Origin of the sequence: Peribacillus huizhouensis, assembly GCF_014138605.1 — a bacterium.
GTDB classification, from domain to species: domain Bacteria; phylum Bacillota; class Bacilli; order Bacillales; family DSM-1321; genus Peribacillus; species Peribacillus huizhouensis.
On record NZ_JACJHX010000008.1, the window covers coordinates 137,209 to 151,248 of the forward strand.

The window sequence follows — 14,040 nt, forward strand, 5'->3', positions numbered from 1 at the left end:
CCGTCGTAAAGTACGAATCTCTATGTTCGAAACTACGTCAGCGTTAAGCCCTGGAGGTTTTATAACGTAGCGACTCGATTTACTTAACGAACATCTTCGTACTCTCCGACGGAGGCAGGCGAGTTAACCGCGCCACTTCCGTATTACTTGCGTTATTTCTTCGCTAAACATGACCGCAAGCAGTCCGATTTGCATAATTGTACCGAATATCAACGTTGTTAACACTTCCCTGCCTCATGGATTAGGTAACCTCGTGAGTTAATCGCAGTATGGTTGTACTCGTCACGTTCACGCTCTAACGTTAAACCAAGTTCACTTATTGCCTCGGTCACTACGTCCAACTTCTTCTGTATCTTCGCTTTTATGGATGGTGATTTTGCTTTTAGTTGATTTAAAGTAAGCGTTGCTTGTTCAATAGTCGCTTCCGCTATCTTAATAGATAGTTCCCGCTCCTTCTTTTTTAACTCGCGTTCAGCCCTGCGTAATTCACGTTCAACAATCACAGAAATTTTCTTACCGAAAGGTAAATCTTCCGCGACCAAAATCGTAACAACTTCAGTCCCTTGTACCACAATTCTCTTACCTTTGTGGTCATAATATTGCTGTCCGCCTTGCGTTCCGAGTAATCTAGCGTTCATTAATAGTTGATTAAACCAATTTTCGGCGTGCTCCGAACTAATTCCGAAACGTAGAAGCGCTCTATCAACTGCATGGGGTCTTACTGTATATTTCTTCATCCGAGCCGCACCACCTTAACTCCGCCGATCCTTACGTTATTTGGTGCTATTCCCGTTTCATTGCGAATCGGGTCGTGCAGATAGCGATTTAATTTTCGCAGAAAAGGTGTTTGATTTCCGGTAGTTCGGGCAGACTGTTTACTAGGCTTCATCGTAATTACCTCCGTAAGGTTGATTATTTTTCGAAATTGTCGTAGAATAACATTCGTGTCGGCTGTCGTTTATAGTCGATACAAAACGTATAGCATTTTATATACAAAACGAATATAATGATAATAAGGGATCGCGTAAGACATATTGCCTATTTGCCTTACGCCCTTATCTTTAAAGCGCAACTAAATAGTCGCGGTAATCTCCGTGCTGTTTAGAATTAAATTTGCCCGCCAGGCGATTTAATGTGCGTAATACTTTCGAATGGTGAACTCCTAATTCCTTCGCGATTGCCGTCGCTGTTGGTTTCGGATGTTCGAGGAACGCTTTAACGATTGCCGTCGTTACTTCGTCCGCCCCATTCAGTAAGGAGTCGATCAGCGCCAACTGATCGGCTTTTTTCTTTGCGGTTACGTGCGCTTCGAGGTTGAATTCATCAGCGATTTCGAATCGTGAGGTTGCCGCCTCGTCATCGGTTGCTGATTCGTAAACTTCGAAGCTTCGTCGTTTGGTAAGTTTTCTTAGTAGCGAATTGTATCGTCTGGTAAGCTTCAAGTGAAACAATTTTACAAAATCTCCGCCGTTTACTGTGATATCGTTTACCGCACTTATGAATCCGTCATCGAACAACTCTAACATATCGTGCTCATTTGCCATCGATGTAGATTTACTCCAGTAATCGAGTTTCGGTCGATATTCTGCCAGTAAATCGCGATATAACTTCGATAGTATGCCTTCACCCTTTTCGTCGATATATTTCTCTACTAGGTTATTAATATTTAGTTTTTTAAGTTCGTTCATGTTATCTCCCCCTTGTACTAACTATGTCGCACGAGTTTATACTTTCGCGCAATTTTTATTAACTTTTCTTTTGGTTGTCTCGTCGGCTTATCCATAATATAGCATGACCAATAGGAAAATATTTGAAAGTAAACAAACTTTCAATTCTGATATTTTGTTTACTTTAGTGAACATAAAAAAAAGACAACCACTTCGGGCTGCCGCATCCACATTATTCAATTACTTAGGCTTAGCCTCCAACCTTTTCAGCTGCTGTTGAGATCCCACCATCACCGTTGCTATGCGCTATTGGATTTATAACTATTGTCGATACGAGCAAAACACCTAATAAAATTTTCTTCAAATTCAACATCCCCTTTAGTTTCGATTTTGAAATCAATAAATTCCTCGAGCATCTCAGATCTATCCCCTAATTTACGTATCTCTCTTGCTGCTAAACTAGCGAAAAAGTAATTGGACTGTTTGAAAAACGATTTTCTGCATTCGTGCAATTTTTCCGTAGTATTTCTTGCTATCGCTCCAAGTAGTACTAAAATATCCTCCTCGCCTTGTTTAAATATTGCCTCCTTTATTAGTTTTAGTTCGAATTCACTCCCTTTATTACTCTGTAATCTTTGAAGTATCGGGTCCGAATCTGCATCTAGTTGAACGTTCAAATAAAGTTTTGCGAAGTCTAGGTCCCGCCGAGCGTTTTCTTCTATATCTTTCTCGCCGAGTGTTTTGGAGATTTCATATCTAGCTTGAAGATAGTTGATGCTTTTAACTTCATCTTCTGGCAAGTATGTCATCCCTAATATATATGTCGCACCAGCAACAGTTTTCGCGCACATATCCGCAGAAATTATTCTGGTTGCGTAATATCGTGCAGAGTCAATATCGTTCAAGTGAAGGCTAACGTGTCCTAAAACTTCTGCAATTCTATGTAAATAGCACTCTTTGATGAACAAGCGTCTTTCTCCGAACTTATTAATAGAAGCTTCCGCCTCTTTGCCTGTTTCTAACATTAAGTGGTACTTTTCTACGTAATAGTAGTTGTAGCATTTGATAATATTGGCTAAAATAGCTAACTCTCCTTTTAACTGTCCGACTTTTTCTAGCCTCCAAATTAAATCCTTCGCTCCGATTTCATTTGTATAAAAATCATATAAGATGGAATATACAGAAACGTACTTACCCATTATATCCTTCTCGCCGCGATACTTCTCGATTAATTCCCTAAGTAGTTCTATATTTCGTGTTACTGAGGCATATTCGAAACTTTGTTTTATGGATTCAGTTGTATTTAACCGTAAACACCAAGATGACATAACTTCTTGTTGATTTTTAGGAAAAAGTATAAATGATAGTCTTAATAATTTGCGAAAACTAATCCCACCGTCATTTATGAAATTCGAGAGTTCTTGCCTATCACACCCTATAAAGTCAGCGACTTTACTTATGGTTAAATGATCATTATCCTCAATGATGTTGCCGATTTCTTTATGGAGCTTCTGCATAGTAATTTCCCCTTTCCATAAATACGTATAGATTTTCCATTAATTTCTGTTATAATTGAATTGTATCATAAATGTTCACTTAGGTGTACATAAATTTAGAAGGATGTGGAAATTATGATAGACTTTTCTCCTCTTCGTAAGACTTTAGAAGAAAAAGACATGGTAATTAGTGACATGAGGGACGATGTTCTTCACCCGAAAACCATCGCGCAAATCAACCGTAATGGCGACGTCAACCTAAGCACCATCGAAAAGATCTGCGTTCATCTAAACGTACCTATAGAAAAAGTCGTCCGCATCGTTCCAGACGACAAATAATATCGCAATGAGGTGAGCGCCACGACTTCCGTAGTCGCACGGTGTTTACTTCGAGATTTACGTGAATCTCGTGGCCTGACGCAGCAGCAACTCGCCGATCGCGTCGGCATGTCGAAATCCACCATTTCCGGCTACGAAAATTTACGTAATATCATGCTTGTCACTACCGCAAAAGTCATCGCCGACGAACTCAGATGTCGTATCGATGACCTATACGAATGGCTCGAAGTAGACCACCGTTAATCGAACGGGTAAGAAATGCGTCACTTACCCCGGAGCGAGGTACGTAAATTCGCGTACAAACCGGTGCTTAACTTCGCAAGGGCCGCCGCTTCCCTCAACGATTCCACTCCGTATTTCACTAACGCCTCGTTGGCGTCCTTGACGGAAAAACCGCCGTCAGCTGTCTTCGCGCCTACATACGCCTGCCTAACGCGCACATACCCGCGCAGCTCTCGCTCAACTTCTTCCCGCAACTTTTCGCCAGCCTTATCGTTGTCCGTTGCGATGATCAGTTCTTCGATCGGTGACCGGATAATCAAGTCGCGTTTCGTCCGATTAAATGCTACGCCACCAACCGCAACCGAAGCGAAGCCGGCCGTCAGCCACGACAGCCCGTCAATCTCCGCCTCGCAAAGTACCGCCGTTTTGGCGCCCAGCTTCCGGACCACATCGAGTCCCCATACTAGTTCGCGGATTGGAGTGGCGCCGGATTCGTACCAAAACAACTTTCCCCAGATTTTCCGATATTTTACATTCGCTAGTTTACCAGAGGCCGTTCTCCACGGCAATATTGCGGCGGATTGTTTTTCGTGGTAATAAACGCCAGCCATCCGTTGCGCCTCGTCGGAAATCCCCCGCCCTCGCAGATATTCGCAAGGGCCGGCTTGGTATTGCGCCAACAAGTCTTCGTTCAGCGCTTGCCTATTGCGCTGATTCATTCGCAAATTGACGGGACCCAACGTAAGTTGCTCGTAAGGGCTGGCGTAAGTTATGCCGTAAGTGCCAAGCAGATATTCTTCCGCCTCTTCGTACGATTCGTTTCGCAGGAACGCCATTAATTTAACGAAGTTGCCGCTTCGCCATTCCTCGTCGTAGGCTCCAGAATCTCCCCATACGCCCGCTCGTTCGCCGGACAAGTTGACGAAGAATGATGGCGTATGGTCGTAGCGAAACGGGCTGGCTGCGATTAGTTTGTCGCCGGTCCAGCGTGGGCGAGTCCATTCGAAGGCCCGCAGTTCTTCTTCTACGTCAATGTCCGCGTCTTGACCGCGAATTCTTACGCTTACCAATAGTTATCGCCTCCTATATTACAATTATATTACAATTCTGTAAAGATATAAGTTGTTAAATTATCGCAATATATGGAAATTTTATGACAGCCGCCAATTTGTCGCAAATAACTTCAAAATCCGAACTGTGCCGCCGCTGCCTCGCCCTTCGGAAATTCCGCCAGCACTCCGTAGTCGAACAGCGCAATCAGTTCCAACGTAAAATCCTCGCCACCGTTCCGCCCCTTCTCGATACCAAGCATCGCGATCCCGTCCTTTTCGAGACTATCGAAGCTGATTAAGTTCGTCGCAATATCGAGCAGCCGCTTCGATGTTTTTACCTGGTCGCGCGTCGGTAAGTTCAATTCGCGTACGCCATCTTCGCCAGTCTGTTTCTTTTCAACGGTCGCCTGCACCGTATAGAATCCGACTACATCGTTATCGCCGATTATCTGCTCGAAGCGAGTCGCGGCATACTCCGCCGATCCACCCGCTGTTTTGTTGACGTTCTTGCCGTAAACGTCAGATAGTCCGTAAAATGGATCGATAATTACTGCGTCGACTTGCCCCGTCAGCAGTTCTCGCTCCAAATCGTCCAGCGTTCTCGTTAGCTCTCCGCCACTTTTCCCTTGGAAATAGAGTTTGCCGGGATAATACGAATCTAGCGTTTCAAGCACGGCAAGGAACTGCTCGCGAACAATATCCTCTAAGTTGCCGCTTAGTATCTGTTTGTTCGGTAGTCCTAATTTCCGGCCAAGCTCGTCGACCAACAATTCGTCGACTGCCGTTGCTGTCGAAATCAATCGCGATATCCACACGTATTCCTTGACCTCGAAGGATTTGACGAGCACGTTCGCACCTTGTCGCAATAATGAATCGGCGATCTTAACGTTAACATACGTTTTACCGCGACCCGACTCAGCCATGATTCCGTATACGTCACCGCTAAACCAGCCGCCAATTTCCTTCGTCAGCGATTCGAACGGTGTTTGCCAGCATTTAAACGACTTCCCTTCTTCGCGCTTTAAATACTCCGATTTGAACGAGGTCTTTATGTCCTCCAACGTTCGCCCTATTTCCGAACGTACGTTTGTATCCATTTTAATCTTTTCAGCTTCCGAAATCAAGCTTTCGAGGATTTTATTTCCGTCGGCTTCCGAATCGAATTCCGCAGTGAATTTTCCTTGCACATACTCCGCCAACCGTTGCTTTGCGCTGTACGCTTTGATTTGCTTCGTAAGCAATTCGTATGAGTCTGAAATCATCGGTGTGTACTCGAACGCCGGACATTCGGCGGTGACAACGGCGTATGAAGGTGCTTGGCCTCGATTGGCTTCCGCATATGATTCGATGAAACGGAGGGTCTGCCTATCACCCTCCGTCGGTAGGTCTGCCGCTGTGATGCCGAAACGTGTTAGCGCCTGGACGTTGTTGTCATCGATTATTTTACTGAGTAGTAAATTTCCGTAATGCATTCGCTTACCTCCTTATATATTGTACGTCAGCATTGCGAAATCCCACGGTTATTTTCGCCTGCCTTCATTATAAATGTTTTGGTAAGGGTGTCGATTTTGTCTCCGCTAGTGTTTTCGCGGGTTTGCGTGGGTCGGCGAAAATAAAACTGCATCATTTAGGAGTTAATACGGAGGCACCAACACCATGTAAACCACCGCAACCGCCCTGACCAAACTTTCCTCCTGCAGTATTCCGTAGTTGTTTCCCGAAGCTGTACCGTGTTATCGACGATTTCACAAACTAGATGATGCCGAGTTTATTCGTACTGCCTATTAATCAAACCAATTAAAGTCATTTGTAATTACAATAACCCCGAATACAATCACTAAGATAATGATGATAATAATTGTGAAGAATGTTCCCACACTCACTCCTCCTTTTGTCTCAGTTTGTGTCTACCTCGACTAAACTAGATTAGTCTATTCTTCCGCCGTCATCTCCGCCAACTTTGCCTCTACCCCGAACAACGCATCGCCATACGTCGCATCGCCCGTCTTCGCTAGCATTTCACGATTCCATTGCGCAATCTCCAGCAAATTATCGATCTCCTCCGCGCGCTCCTTTCTCGCCTGCTTACGTTGTTCCGCCTCTTGCGCCGATAATTCCCTTGCCGTTGGTTTACGTTCACCTTTCGCCATTCCTTCCGCCTCCTCCAGTTTTATATTTACGAAAATACGGTCAAGTGGCTGAAAGTTTGGCGGATTTGCTGCGCGGTATTCCTCCGCCTTTTCCGCCTCGGCCACCAGCGTTAAATCTTCTTCGTCCGCTTCTAGCCAACTGCCGCCATCCACGCCAACCAGTTCGTATACTAATTCCGTCCAAGTCTCGTCGGGATAATAGTACGTTTCGCGGCGATAACATTCTACCTCGAACACCTGCGGCCAATATCCCGCCACTTTAACGAGATCGCCAAAGTTATATTCCGGCTTATTCATTGGCTGTCACCGCGCAGGCTAAAGTAAATACGACAAGTGTTCCGAATGCTGTTGCGATCATTGATCCGCCACCTTTCCGTCCCAGTCCTCGAACTCCTTAACGGAACTCGCTTCTCTTTCCGCTTTAATTCGTTCATAATCAAGTTTTTTCTCGTAGCCAATAACAGTAGCTTCGGCTAACTCCTTGTATGTTTTATATCTGCCTTGCATATCGGTCTTTACGTATATTTCGCGAAATTTCTTCCTTCCAAATAGCCCGATATACTCCTCGCTCAGGATGCACATTAGAATTCCGAAATCATTGTCAGTAGTTATAGTTACGTAATATTCGTTGCCTGCCGAAGAAGTCACCGGATATTTCGTTAAGTTAACTTCGCTCACTATCTCCGCCCCCTTTTCGATTCTCCCGCGAAACTCAGCACTGCGCACTGATCGCGCATCCTATCCGCAAGCCTCTTTTCGCCAAACACGTCGATTAAGTCGTACGGCATTAGTGTAGCGATCTTCGGTTTACCTTTCGGGTCTACGTATACAATAGGTAAGTTTGACGTATAGATCGTAGGCTTGGCGTTCGTTACGCGGTGATTAATAATCGCGTGCAAGTCCGCCCTAAATCCATCGCTGCAGTCACGAACACCAATATCGTCGAGAATCGCCATCGGCGCGTGTTTCGCGTGTTCCATCGCGGTGTAATACCGTTTCGCCGCCGGCTCTGCGATTGCGTCGGGCACCTTCGGCCGGTTGAAGTTGTTGTAATCCGTCTGCCAGTTATTTACGTCCAAAAAGTACGCCGGCCTTTGCTCCGCCTGCCTATCGCGCTGCAAACTTCCGATGTAATGTACCTTCAGCCATTCGTTCAGAATTGCCGAGGCAGTCGTAGTTTTACCGGTGCCTGGCGATTCGCTGACGAGATAAAGCGACTTTATCCGCGCTGCCCCGTCCTCGAATTGCCGTTCGAAAGTGGCGACATAAGCATCAATCGCCCGATATACTTCCGCCTGGTCCGCCCGTGCTGGCGAGTTTTTCAAGGTCACTAAGCGATAGTCCCGCGGAAGCCCTGCCGCGCCGACGCGCCCGCCTTCGCCGCTTCGGCCATGGCACGCAATATATGCGCCGCATTGATTCGTACACTGCGCCCCGCCGGCGAGTGTGCACTTTTCGGCGAGTAGGCAGCGTTTTTCATTTGTCTCGTTTGACATGCGATACACCTCCGTTAATTATTCGCGCGAGTCGTCGATAATTTTTCCGATTTGACTTCGGTAAATGTAGTCAGTCGGTCTTTCCGCGTATTTAAAAGCGTCAGGATTTTCGCTACACTTCGCCGTTAGCGTAAATCGCTTTGTAGTTGCATAGTAAGATTCGTCTCTACGTCCGGCAACAACGTCACCCACACGCACTTCCGTCGGCTGAGGCGTGTTCAAGTAATCCGCAGGCACTTCGAGGCCCAGCGCTCGACGGACCGCAATAGCTTTCCCAATGTGTACGTTGAAGCAGTCGGTCGGGCAGGCTTTGGCGATTCCTTTATCGAAAACCTTCCCACTACGCAGATACTTCATTAACGCAACAACTGTCCGTTTTTCTTTATTAACGATTATCTCTAAATCATCGGCTGTAAATTGATTCGCGTGTATTATTTCCGCCACATCGCGCTTTGCCTTCGCCACAATTTCGTCGCGGATTTCCTGCGGTGTGCGGACGGCTAACTTACCGATTGCCTCTGCTTCCGTTCGCGTAATAACTGTTTCTCCCGCTTGCACCGCGGCTTTCGACTCAACCGGCTTTAGTGCCGCAATACTATCAATCGTATATGTCGTCAATTCTCCGACTGCACTTTCGATTTTGATACGTTGCGCCTCCGCTTTGTATTCGCCATGTAAGAAGGTTTGGTCGTGTGTTCCATTTCCATCGTATGAAACGTGCACTAGCGCAGGTATTTTCTTAAAGTTTAGCGAAAAGGTTCCGTCCTCATTTTCAGTAAATGCCAAAGTTTCGCAGTAGTCTTCTGTAATCTTCATTCCAACCGCCTCCGATTCCGTTCTATTTTCGATGATAACTTCGTACTCTGAATCGCTGATCCATAAAGCATTTCCCTCGGTCAAAACCACGTTACCCTCAATTTCTTTTACAGTTAGCACGTCGCCTTTTCTATAATAACCTCCCGCTAACCAAGCCTCCGTAATCAAAATACGCTCCCCTACGTTCGCCTTACGCTTAACTGTCGTAAATTCTCTCATTCCGATTCCTCCTCGTAATTTATTAGAACCATTCCGCCAATTTTTCCGTATCGACTTCGGCAATCTCTGCCGCCCCAGAGCTTCGTTTCGCCCTCGCCACATCCGATTGAGCCTGCGAAAAGTAGCGATCCTGGTACGAAATCATAAACGCAAATGTTGGGTACGGAAATTGCTCCGGCTTATTCGTCCGGTACTCCCGCCAGCAAATTTCGATAAACGCCCGCAGCACTGCGTTGCCATATGTGCCCTGCGCCTGTTTGAGCATCCCCTTTTCGCGAAGCCAGCGCTGGGACTTCGATCCGCCTCCGCCTGGTGCGTAAGGGACTCCGTAGATTTCCTGCGTACGGTCGATGATAAATTGCGAAAAGGTGCTGACGTTCCAGTCGGTGATGTCGCGGGCACGCCAGTCGGTTGCAGGCGGTAATTTCGGTTTAGTCATCAGAACTCACCGCCCTTTCTGCGTCATCTCGGATACTGCCAAGTAAATCGTATATCGGAATATCGTCGTCCTCATTTTCGTAATATTCGTCAATACTTTCCGCGATAGATTTTAGCTCCGCATTTAAACGCTCAACTTCCGCCAATAATGTAGGTACATCTTCGTCCTCGTAAGGGCCTCCGACATTTTCTTCAGCCCGCGCACGTATTGCGTCTAGTTCCGCTTGCGTAATCACACGCCCACCTCCGCGTAAATATCGATAATCTTAGAATAAATCGGAATGCCTAGTAATTTCTTCGTGACGTGTTTTTCGCCAGTCTTTTCGTATGTTACGTCGCGAAATATCCTGTAAAAACAGTCGCTAATACAGACTTTCTTTCCTGTACGGTGATTCATCGCAAATACGCCACCTCCGAGCATTGTTTCCGTGCTGATAATCGTCATCTCATTTCCGTATTTGTAATGGTTTCCGCTAAACCCGCTACTATCTATCGCAACTATTCTGTCGCCGACCTCCGGTTGCTTGTCGAGGTAAATTCGCTTTTTAAACTTCGTCATTTTGCCTCGCCTCCAATTCGTCTAAATAATCGTTCACTGCCTGCGTAAGGTTAAAGTTTTCGTCCGGATTGTTCGTGATGGTAAATTCCCGCGTTTCGTCCGTCGTAAATAAGTCGAACGCGACTACTTTCCTAAATCCGGGATGTATCGTCGGTCGCACGTACCTCACTCTTCCGATATTTGCGCAACGTTTCATAATTGCGTTTAGTTCGCTAACCGTCGTTCCTTTGCGTGCCATTATTATCAACCTCCTTTATTAAGCCGTACCTACGTAATTTTCCGAGTTCATATTCGTCAACCCTACGCTTACCTCCACATTTATTACAGCGAAGAATAAAATAATCCTCGATATCGACGGAAGTCCCTGCGTTAAAATATCCCGCCTCATAGTCCGCTAAAAACCACGTATGCACACACTCGGTGGCTTCGGGTTTCTTTTTCCTGAACCACACAATTACCGCCCCTCTCGCGCCGTTTTAGCGCTTGTATTCCCTCCGTTACCTTTTATATCAGTTGCGTATTATAACGTCTGTATGGCGCTAATGCGCCGTTAAAACTATGCGTTAATGCCTTCGATTTTGATTCCGTACAATTCAGCGAAATCTTTTACGCCGCTTATATATCCGCTTGAATAGCGTTCCTGCATTTGCTCCGCCCTGTCTAGCGTTTTTCCCTCGTAAAACCAAACTACGTTCTCGTGAACTCGGAAATTTTCGAGCATCTTTTCTTCCGGCGTTTTTTCCATGACGTATCCGTTTACGAGTGCGGAAAGGAGTTCGTTATTACGTTTCTCAGCGCATTCAAGCCGCCAGTCGTTAATTACGTTTAAATACTTGTTAAGTCCACTAGCGCCGAAACCTTGTTTTACTCCGACATTTTGAGCAATATACATCGTTGATATTCCGATTTCTCGTAGTTCCTCGATTGCCTCCGCCACTTCTTTCGGTAAATTTACGAGTTTCAATATTCGCCAACTCCTTCGATTTTGATTCCGAGAAGGTCGAGTGTTCTAACAACAGCCGCGGATACTCCGTCCTCATATCCATCGCAATAGCTTCCGTCAGTAAACTTACATGCGGCGTACCTTTCATAATATTCCCGAACCTTTTCTTCGCCAGACTTTTCGACTTGGTATCCGTTAACTAGTGCGGTCAAAATATCGTCCGGATAGCTGTGATAATAACTACGGACTGTTTCGAGGTCCTTATGTTCGAAAGCTTCTTCGAAGACAATTGCGATAATGATTCCGGAGTTGTTAAATCCGTCCTTGCGTAATTCTTCGACGGCTGTTGCGACGTCCTTTGGTAGCGTAATAGTTTCGTTGGTCATCGTTATTCCTCCTCGCACAGTATCATTAGTGCCTTGCGTAAATCAGATTTACGGACTTCAAACGTGTGACCTTCGTGATTGATTTCTATATAGCCCGCTTGCCAGCTTTCTTCCATACGGACCTTGTCTGATGAGTAATCCGTGTGTGCTGACGTCGGGATCTCGATTTTAATAACCATTTCGTATACCTCCTTATATTAAGTTCAAGAGATTGCGTCCTCACGTCCGCCAATTCTTTTATTACTTATCCGCTGGTCTTTAATGTAAAATCTTAGCGAAAATGGAATATATAGTTAGCAGTGCGATAGCGCTGCAATCTTTTAGTTTAGATAAATGAGTATAGTTAATTGAGTATAGTTTGTCTTCAAACTGTGAAGTACCCGGTATCGTAATTTGAACCCCCGCCTTCAAATATCGTCAAACGTACTTGGCGGATCTACTAATTGGTAAATATTCGAAGTCTGACTCCCATCGGACCTATACCTTGTTTCAGCATCAATTACGCCAACCTCCTGTAATTTCTTCAACGCACCTCGAACGGTATTCTCCGAGCAGTAGCATTTCTTCGCCAACGTCTTTATCGACGGGTAGGAATCTTTCGTAGTATTGTCCGCATACATACAAAGCATCGTATATACGAGTTTCTGTATCGGCTTATCTAAAACAACCTCGTCATTTAAGACGGATTTTGTAACTTGTGCAAATTTCCGCTTTCTAAAATCTACTACTAGCCGTTCTGTCACCGCCAAACCTCCTTTCAAGTAATTGAAGTCGCCCCTGCAAATATCGCCCTTAATGTATATGTCGCATCAGATAACGGCCTCGCGCACTTTTAGCGAAATTTATTCGACCTTACTTACTATGCCGCACGAGTTCGGAGTTTCGCGCACACAAAAAAAGACGCCACCCGAAGGTAACGCCAATTTACGAAATATGTTAGAATAACGCTATGGAAATCTGCGCAGGTATATTAGGAGGAATTATCTGTGGCAGTATCATTTAACGAAGAAACAGGAAATTGGGATTTCGTAATCAGTGCGGGACGTAATCCGCTTACTGGAAGACGGAAGCAAGTTAGACGAAGAGGTTTCGCAACAAAAGGCGAAGCCGAGGAAGCGTATTTAAAGGTAAAGGCGGAGCTTAAATCTGAAAGTTTTCTCGACAAGTCTACGATGACTTACGAGAAGTTTATGGAGGAGTATTTGGCGGAACGCCGGATTTCTCTCCAACGCTCGACCTTCGAAACTCACTTGACGTATTACGAAAATAACATCAAGCCGGCAATAGGCAAGCTACGGCTGCAAGAAATACAATATTCGCACATACAGACGTTCGTTAACGCGTTAGTTGGTCAGGAATACTCGGCAAACACCGTTCATCTAGTATTTCGCATCATCTACGGATCACTAAAGAAAGCCAAACAACGCCAAATTATTAAGGAGAATCCTGCCGAAGGTATCACGCTACCCAAACGGGGTCGGCGCGAAATGAATATATGGACGCTCGATCAGGTCAACTATTTCTTGCAAGAGGCGCCACACATTGCGCGAGTCACCCGCTGTCTTATTGGATTTCAGTTCGGCTTACTCGCAGGCTTACGTCAGGGCGAAATAATGGGATTACGCTGGAAGGATATCGACTTTGACCGAAAAATAGTCTACGTAAGGCAGACCGTCACGCAGGCGGCCGAAATTAAGCCCGGCGCTAAAAACGAATCGAGCATACGCTCAGTTACGATACCCGACCGCTTAGTCGAAGAACTGCGAAAGCACCGCAAACTAATCGAGTGGGAAAAGAGCCATTGCCGGACCACCTATCGCGACAATGACCTCGTCCTCCCTACTCGCGACGGATCGCCAATGATCCCGCGGAACTTTCGAAAGGAGTTCTACAATTTGGCGGACAAGCTCGGGTTGCCGAAGATTCGCTTTCATGACACGCGCCATACGCATGCAACGCTCCTTATCGAGCAGAACGTAAACGTAAAGCTAATCGCCGAACGACTGGGCCACCGCGACATTGAGACTACGTTAAATACTTATTCGCATGTCCTGCCAAATATGCAGCGTTCAGTGAGCGAAAAGTTGGACGAAATACTCGATTTTTAGCTGTGATTGTGACCGGAAGCGTGACCTCACATGTGACCGCACAGTATTTCGAGTGACTTCGAGCCAAAGGTCGCCTCCATATCCGACGAAGCAACCTTAATTCAAAACGTAGAAATGGCCATTACAACGAAAAACATGAAATCTATCCA

Annotated in this window: 20 protein-coding genes and 1 pseudogene; 4 read left to right on the top strand and 17 right to left on the bottom strand. The window is 45.7% G+C overall.

Annotation, left to right across the window (positions count from 1 at the left end; all coding sequences use genetic code 11):
* Nucleotides 1-218: 218 nt before the first annotated feature.
* The 3 genes from HNP81_RS13795 to HNP81_RS13805 all read right to left on the bottom strand — a co-directional run bounded on the left by HNP81_RS13795 (nt 219) and on the right by HNP81_RS13805 (nt 3,184).
* Nucleotides 219-737, bottom strand: a complete 519-nt coding sequence (locus tag HNP81_RS13795) for a hypothetical protein (protein WP_182503008.1) — start codon at nt 735-737, stop codon at nt 219-221.
* A gap of 324 nt (nt 738-1,061) precedes the next feature.
* Nucleotides 1,062-1,688, bottom strand: coding sequence for a sigma-70 family RNA polymerase sigma factor (locus HNP81_RS13800; protein WP_182503009.1), 627 nt, complete (start codon nt 1,686-1,688; stop codon nt 1,062-1,064).
* Between the two features lie 278 nt (nt 1,689-1,966).
* A complete protein-coding gene (locus HNP81_RS13805; RefSeq protein ID WP_182503010.1) occupies nt 1,967-3,184 on the bottom strand; it encodes an AimR family lysis-lysogeny pheromone receptor in 1,218 nt (405 codons plus the stop codon).
* 114 nt (nt 3,185-3,298) lie between these two features.
* On the opposite strand from HNP81_RS13805, the gene HNP81_RS13810 reads away from it, so the two are divergent.
* Entirely contained in the window at nt 3,299-3,502 is a 204-nt protein-coding gene (locus HNP81_RS13810) for a helix-turn-helix domain-containing protein (RefSeq protein WP_182503011.1), read from the top strand.
* 12 nt (nt 3,503-3,514) lie between these two features.
* The gene (locus tag HNP81_RS13815) at nt 3,515-3,745 is read left to right on the top strand and encodes a helix-turn-helix transcriptional regulator (RefSeq protein ID WP_182503012.1); all 231 of its coding nucleotides are present in this window, start codon (nt 3,515-3,517) and stop codon (nt 3,743-3,745) included.
* A gap of 20 nt (nt 3,746-3,765) precedes the next feature.
* Here the strand turns inward: HNP81_RS13815 and HNP81_RS13820 are convergent, their stop codons facing one another.
* The 14 genes from HNP81_RS13820 to HNP81_RS24320 form a co-directional block, all read right to left on the bottom strand.
* Nucleotides 3,766-4,794, bottom strand: a complete 1,029-nt coding sequence (locus HNP81_RS13820) for a toprim domain-containing protein (RefSeq protein WP_182503013.1) — start codon at nt 4,792-4,794, stop codon at nt 3,766-3,768.
* A 113-nt stretch (nt 4,795-4,907) separates the two neighbouring features.
* Complete coding sequence (locus tag HNP81_RS13825) at nt 4,908-6,248, bottom strand: DnaB-like helicase C-terminal domain-containing protein (protein ID WP_182503014.1); 1,341 nt, start codon at nt 6,246-6,248, stop codon at nt 4,908-4,910.
* A gap of 459 nt (nt 6,249-6,707) precedes the next feature.
* Nucleotides 6,708-7,223 (bottom strand): YodN-related protein, encoded by a 516-nt coding sequence (locus HNP81_RS13830; RefSeq protein WP_182503015.1) that lies wholly within the window; start codon nt 7,221-7,223, stop codon nt 6,708-6,710.
* 57 nt (nt 7,224-7,280) lie between these two features.
* The gene (locus tag HNP81_RS13835; protein ID WP_182503016.1) at nt 7,281-7,604 is read right to left on the bottom strand and encodes a hypothetical protein; all 324 of its coding nucleotides are present in this window, start codon (nt 7,602-7,604) and stop codon (nt 7,281-7,283) included.
* Nucleotides 7,604-8,422, bottom strand: a complete 819-nt coding sequence (locus HNP81_RS13840) for a P-loop NTPase family protein (RefSeq protein WP_182503017.1) — start codon at nt 8,420-8,422, stop codon at nt 7,604-7,606. The genes HNP81_RS13835 and HNP81_RS13840 overlap by 1 nt, the downstream gene beginning before the upstream one ends.
* Nucleotides 8,423-8,440: 18 nt before the next feature.
* Nucleotides 8,441-9,457: a hypothetical protein gene (locus tag HNP81_RS13845; RefSeq protein WP_182503018.1), complete on the bottom strand. Its 1,017-nt coding sequence runs from the start codon at nt 9,455-9,457 to the stop codon at nt 8,441-8,443.
* 22 nt (nt 9,458-9,479) lie between these two features.
* Entirely contained in the window at nt 9,480-9,896 is a 417-nt protein-coding gene (locus tag HNP81_RS13850) for a hypothetical protein (RefSeq protein ID WP_182503019.1), read from the bottom strand.
* Nucleotides 9,889-10,131 carry a hypothetical protein gene (locus HNP81_RS13855; protein ID WP_182503020.1) on the bottom strand — a complete coding sequence of 81 codons (243 nt, stop codon included), beginning with the start codon at nt 10,129-10,131 and terminating at the stop codon, nt 9,889-9,891. Before HNP81_RS13855 ends, HNP81_RS13850 begins: the two co-directional genes overlap by 8 nt.
* The gene (locus tag HNP81_RS13860) at nt 10,128-10,454 is read right to left on the bottom strand and encodes a hypothetical protein (RefSeq protein ID WP_182503021.1); all 327 of its coding nucleotides are present in this window, start codon (nt 10,452-10,454) and stop codon (nt 10,128-10,130) included. The genes HNP81_RS13855 and HNP81_RS13860 overlap by 4 nt, the downstream gene beginning before the upstream one ends.
* The gene (locus tag HNP81_RS13865) at nt 10,441-10,692 is read right to left on the bottom strand and encodes a hypothetical protein (RefSeq protein WP_182503022.1); all 252 of its coding nucleotides are present in this window, start codon (nt 10,690-10,692) and stop codon (nt 10,441-10,443) included. The genes HNP81_RS13860 and HNP81_RS13865 overlap by 14 nt, the downstream gene beginning before the upstream one ends.
* Before the next feature lie 318 nt (nt 10,693-11,010).
* On the bottom strand, nt 11,011-11,418 hold the full coding sequence (locus HNP81_RS13870; RefSeq protein WP_182503023.1) for a hypothetical protein: 408 nt from the start codon (nt 11,416-11,418) through the stop codon (nt 11,011-11,013).
* The gene (locus tag HNP81_RS13875) at nt 11,415-11,783 is read right to left on the bottom strand and encodes a hypothetical protein (protein ID WP_182503024.1); all 369 of its coding nucleotides are present in this window, start codon (nt 11,781-11,783) and stop codon (nt 11,415-11,417) included. The genes HNP81_RS13870 and HNP81_RS13875 overlap by 4 nt, the downstream gene beginning before the upstream one ends.
* 2 nt (nt 11,784-11,785) lie before the next feature.
* Nucleotides 11,786-11,962, bottom strand: a complete 177-nt coding sequence (locus HNP81_RS13880; RefSeq protein ID WP_182503025.1) for a hypothetical protein — start codon at nt 11,960-11,962, stop codon at nt 11,786-11,788.
* Between the two features lie 228 nt (nt 11,963-12,190).
* Entirely contained in the window at nt 12,191-12,526 is a 336-nt protein-coding gene (locus HNP81_RS24320) for a helix-turn-helix domain-containing protein (protein WP_182503026.1), read from the bottom strand.
* 243 nt (nt 12,527-12,769) lie between these two features.
* Between HNP81_RS24320 and HNP81_RS13890 the strand changes: the two genes are divergently transcribed.
* Nucleotides 12,770-13,891 carry a site-specific integrase gene (locus HNP81_RS13890; RefSeq protein ID WP_182503027.1) on the top strand — a complete coding sequence of 374 codons (1,122 nt, stop codon included), beginning with the start codon at nt 12,770-12,772 and terminating at the stop codon, nt 13,889-13,891.
* Nucleotides 13,892-13,945: 54 nt separating this feature from the next.
* Nucleotides 13,946-14,040 (top strand): annotated as a pseudogene (locus tag HNP81_RS13895) (DUF3900 domain-containing protein); the annotation flags it as partial.

Bases quoted from the DNA above. Each gene is read 5' to 3' on its own strand.
- HNP81_RS13795 (WP_182503008.1), bottom strand. From the start codon at position 737: ATGAAGAAATATACAGTAAGACCCCATGCAGTTGATAGAGCGCTTCTA.
- HNP81_RS13800 (WP_182503009.1), bottom strand. From the start codon at position 1,688: ATGAACGAACTTAAAAAACTAAATATTAATAACCTAGTAGAGAAATAT.
- HNP81_RS13805 (WP_182503010.1), bottom strand. From the start codon at position 3,184: ATGCAGAAGCTCCATAAAGAAATCGGCAACATCATTGAGGATAATGAT.
- HNP81_RS13810 (WP_182503011.1), top strand. From the start codon at position 3,299: ATGATAGACTTTTCTCCTCTTCGTAAGACTTTAGAAGAAAAAGACATG.
- HNP81_RS13825 (WP_182503014.1), bottom strand. From the start codon at position 6,248: ATGCATTACGGAAATTTACTACTCAGTAAAATAATCGATGACAACAAC.
- HNP81_RS13830 (WP_182503015.1), bottom strand. From the start codon at position 7,223: ATGAATAAGCCGGAATATAACTTTGGCGATCTCGTTAAAGTGGCGGGA.
- HNP81_RS13840 (WP_182503017.1), bottom strand. From the start codon at position 8,422: ATGTCAAACGAGACAAATGAAAAACGCTGCCTACTCGCCGAAAAGTGC.
- HNP81_RS13845 (WP_182503018.1), bottom strand. From the start codon at position 9,457: ATGAGAGAATTTACGACAGTTAAGCGTAAGGCGAACGTAGGGGAGCGT.
- HNP81_RS13850 (WP_182503019.1), bottom strand. From the start codon at position 9,896: ATGACTAAACCGAAATTACCGCCTGCAACCGACTGGCGTGCCCGCGAC.
- HNP81_RS13860 (WP_182503021.1), bottom strand. From the start codon at position 10,454: ATGACGAAGTTTAAAAAGCGAATTTACCTCGACAAGCAACCGGAGGTC.
- HNP81_RS13865 (WP_182503022.1), bottom strand. From the start codon at position 10,692: ATGGCACGCAAAGGAACGACGGTTAGCGAACTAAACGCAATTATGAAA.
- HNP81_RS13875 (WP_182503024.1), bottom strand. From the start codon at position 11,783: ATGACCAACGAAACTATTACGCTACCAAAGGACGTCGCAACAGCCGTC.
- HNP81_RS13880 (WP_182503025.1), bottom strand. From the start codon at position 11,962: ATGGTTATTAAAATCGAGATCCCGACGTCAGCACACACGGATTACTCA.